Raw genomic sequence first — 3,763 nt, 5'->3', positions numbered from 1 at the left:
GTTGTTTTGATTTCTATAGAAAGTTTGTGGGATTCACAAATCATTATATTTAAAAATGAAGGCTACTTTCATAATTTCTTTAATAGAAATAGTGAATTTCAAAAATGGATTCCTCTTTCAAATGAATCTGATTTTTGGAAGACATGGGGAATTTCAATTTATCCTACCTTTCAAACCTTGCACTTCCAAGAGATCATTTATGATGAAGGTGAATGCTATGAAAAAGAAATTTGGTTTATTGGAGAGTTATCTTAAAAGGGGAATTTTCAAATGAAAAGCTTCCCTTTTTCCACCTAACAAAATCGCTATATAATGAATTTATCATTTTGCTATATAGGAGGTTTTCAAATGGTAATCCCTAAATATCCTGATGTCCCTACTCTTACGAAAAAACAAATCGATCAAATTACAGAAATCACTTTTCTAAAAGAAATAACACCACAAAAATGTGATGTTATTTTCGCTTTCGGCGGTTCTCATCCTGGTAATTGGCGAGCTCCTCTATAAGCTTATCGACAAGGTTTAGGAAATCGAATTATCGTTACAGGTGGTACTAGTTTACATGGCATGGAACATCCGAGCTGGAATTACGGGGATTTGTCAGAAGCAGAAGTAATTGTACATAAATTAATTGAACATGGCATACCAAAAGACGCTATCATATTCGAGACAAACTCCCTTCATTCTATCGCTAATGTAATGGAAGCGAAAAAGATTTTTGACTTTACAAAGATTAATCGGTTACTCTTTGTTTGCAAAAGTTTAGGCGCTGGTCAGCAATATAGAGTCTTAAAAAAACATTTACCTAACACTGTTACTTGTATTCCATATACATTTGATACAAGTTTCGATGATGAGTTTATAATGAATAGATATAATTGGATGGAAAATGAGAAGAGTCGCTCTATGATTTTCGGAGAATACTTGAGAAATATTTGCTACGGTAAAAAAGGCGGTATTGAGCCGCCTGAAAAAGAAGTTCAAGGCTTAGAAGAGTATGTATCCTACTACTATAATCTAGCATAATAGAAAAAGGTATACCAAAACGTCGGTATACCTTTTCTCCTATTTATTTTTCTTTTAACACACTCTGTAATCGATCAGGATAATTTGTAAACATTCCTGTAGCACCCCATTTCATTAACAATCTCATATCTGGTTTCTCATTAATTGTATAAGGATGAATTAGCAGTCCATTTTCCCTAGCCATTTTCATATATGACTCATCAATAATTATTTCTCCGTTATCATTGCGTAAGTTCGGTCCAATACCAACTGCATATTTTTTAATTTCTTGAAAATCTTCATTTGTTACACGTTTCGGTTCATGTGTAATACCAGACCATTCAACAATCTCATTATTTTCATTTGGATAATACCAAAGCAGTTGAACTAACGGAATATTTTTATTCATACTATGAATCTTTGTTAAACTATCTTTACTAAATGATTGAATCATAACACGGCTTGAAGATATGTTTTGACCTACTAAATTATATTTATTTAATAAAGCTAATAATTTCTCTTCCATTCCTGGATACACATCTGGTGATTTCGTTTCAATGTAATACTTCATGCTTCTTCCGTACTTTTGGAAGATTTCTTCAAGAGTCGGAACTTTTTGACCAACATACTCTTGCTTAGCCTTTTCTGGATACGCTTTATTGAACCACGATCCTGCATCTAAACTCTTTATTTCGCTTAACGTTTTATCTCGTACTTCGCCTGTTCCATTTGTCGTGCGATCAACTGCTGTATCATGCATTGCAATCAACTGGCCATCCTTAGTTAATTGAATATCTAACTCTAAATAATCCGCTTTCATTTTTTTTACTAAATCATAAGAAGCAAAAGTATGCTCAGGTGCATGTCCACTTGCTCCGCGATGTGCAATATTTAAAAACTTATTCGTATTCCACTCATGCTTTCCTTCTGCTTTCGCATGAACAGCTCCCCCAGCAAAAATACTTCCCGTCATAAAGAAAATAACTAAAACGCTAATAATCTTTCTCATCCTTCTAACCCTTCCTACGTTGTAAATTTCAACAAGTTAATGAGATTTACACGAAATAGAAGATACACTTTCATTATTTTTATAAGCTTATATAAAAATTCCAATCTTACAAATACAATCCCCCTATGTTATTACTATACTATTTATTTTCCATATCCCTCCTATTCACATGTAACTTCCTATTGATTACATTTCATCAATAAAAAAAGCCATAAATTATTTAGAGGACACTTCTGTATCCCTAAATAAATTTATGGCTTATCTCAAATATCTCCGGCCTCGATTAACTTGTCGAAATTAATCATACCAAACCTATTAAAATTTGTGAATATTATTTTTTCAGTACGGTAAAGCTTTAATCAGTATAAGTTATATATCTATCTTATACTAATTAGTATTTGAACACATCGAATTTTTCTGAACAGCCCGATTCCTATCTAACTTCTTTAATTTCCATTCATACAAGATAAAATTCTATTGTCATTTGACATGATATTTACGTAAATCTAGGCTTTACTTAACTACAAATTCTTAATTTCGTATATCCGTTCTTGTAAGTTTAGGTTTCTTTTGAGAATGTGGTATATTTACATGCCCCGAAGTAGCCGTGGATTGTCTCCTTTCCTTCCTTGACAATTTAGGTTTCTTTTGAGAATGTAATTCTTTTAAATGTCCCGAAGTAATACCTTGTTTTCTAAAATCAAAGTAAAAATATACATGTGTACTTAGAGCTAAGAACACAACGGAAAAAAATGATAAGAGAATGATTAATAAAATAGTCATAGCCTTTTGGCTCAAAATTCCAATACTAATTTGACCAATCATATAACCTAAACTTGAAAAAAATACAATTTTAGGGATTTTCACATCTTGATCCGTTGTCCCTCTTAAGCGGGCTGTAAAATATTTAATCCAGAATAATTCAGATTTATAAACAATTAAACTATATGCAATAAGCGATAGAATAAAAAATAAAGGCGACTCTATTTTTACGAATTCGTAAGCTAACTTTTGCACAGCTATAAAACTACAAAATGAAATACTTAATGAAACAAATCCAGAATATAGTAAATGTTGCAATTGAGGCTGCCGAGGCTTATAAATGGAAACCCAAATCCCCCATAGATTACATATCACATAAAATGGTAAAGCTACGTAAGAGTATATATCGTACGGTGGAAATATGAATAAAATGATGAGTAGCATAAAATTCATGATAACCCACATAAAGGCCCCTACAATATTTCTTATATCAAATGGTATTAATATTCGTATACAATCCACTATGTTGTTGCCATTATATTTGTTCATTATGCATCCCATCCATTTCCTTCCTCTTCAAATCAACATATACCCATATATATACTCCAGATATACTAAGCACAACAGCAAATAAAGAAAAGACTAAAATTAAGACCGTCGCTAAACCGTTTTGTGATAATGTACCTATACATATTTGTCCAATAACATATCCCAATCCTGATAAATACACAATTGGAGAAATTTTTATATTATCATTTTCTTCATTGTTTAATCGCCTTAAAAAACTTTTCATTCCAATAGAAATCAATTTATAGTTTGTAAGAATGTAAAGCAGAAAAGTAACAATAAAAAACAGAGGTGTTTCAATTTTAATAAAAGTATATGCCATCTTTTGAATCACTATAAAGCTTCCAAAAGAAAAAGTTATTCCCATAAATCCATTATATAAAATGTGTACCAACCTTAGCTCATTTGGTTTATAAAAAA

At 31.4% G+C, this 3,763-nt stretch carries 4 protein-coding genes and 1 pseudogene; 2 read left to right on the top strand and 3 right to left on the bottom strand.

Features of this window, described 5'->3' with window-relative positions:
• Together KI369_RS25760 and KI369_RS25755 are read left to right on the top strand one after the other, a co-directional pair.
• Positions 1-255 (top strand): DUF3916 domain-containing protein (locus tag KI369_RS25760; protein WP_212958240.1); only part of this gene is annotated, 255 nt, incomplete at its 5' end.
• Between the two features lie 93 nt (positions 256-348).
• A pseudogene (locus KI369_RS25755) lies at positions 349-1,026 on the top strand (YdcF family protein).
• Positions 1,027-1,069: 43 nt separating this feature from the next.
• Here KI369_RS25755 and KI369_RS25750 read toward each other — a convergent pair.
• The 3 genes from KI369_RS25750 to KI369_RS25740 all read right to left on the bottom strand — a co-directional run.
• Positions 1,070-2,014, bottom strand: coding sequence for a glycerophosphodiester phosphodiesterase (locus tag KI369_RS25750; protein ID WP_212958238.1), 945 nt, complete (start codon positions 2,012-2,014; stop codon positions 1,070-1,072).
• A 531-nt stretch (positions 2,015-2,545) separates the two neighbouring features.
• Positions 2,546-3,337 (bottom strand): hypothetical protein, encoded by a 792-nt coding sequence (locus tag KI369_RS25745; RefSeq protein WP_000501778.1) that lies wholly within the window; start codon positions 3,335-3,337, stop codon positions 2,546-2,548.
• Positions 3,312-3,763 (bottom strand): hypothetical protein (locus KI369_RS25740; RefSeq protein WP_212958236.1); only part of this gene is annotated, 452 nt, incomplete at its 5' end. The genes KI369_RS25745 and KI369_RS25740, both read right to left, overlap by 26 nt.

Source organism: Bacillus sanguinis (assembly GCF_018332475.1).
In the GTDB taxonomy this organism is placed as follows: domain Bacteria; phylum Bacillota; class Bacilli; order Bacillales; family Bacillaceae_G; genus Bacillus_A; species Bacillus_A sanguinis.
This window is presented reverse-complemented; position numbering and strand designations above follow the sequence as displayed.

Excerpts from the sequence above, each read along its gene's own strand:
- KI369_RS25750 (WP_212958238.1), bottom strand. The coding sequence starts at position 2,014 with ATGAGAAAGATTATTAGCGTTTTAGTTATTTTCTTTATGACGGGAAGT.
- KI369_RS25745 (WP_000501778.1), bottom strand. The coding sequence starts at position 3,337 with ATGGGATGCATAATGAACAAATATAATGGCAACAACATAGTGGATTGT.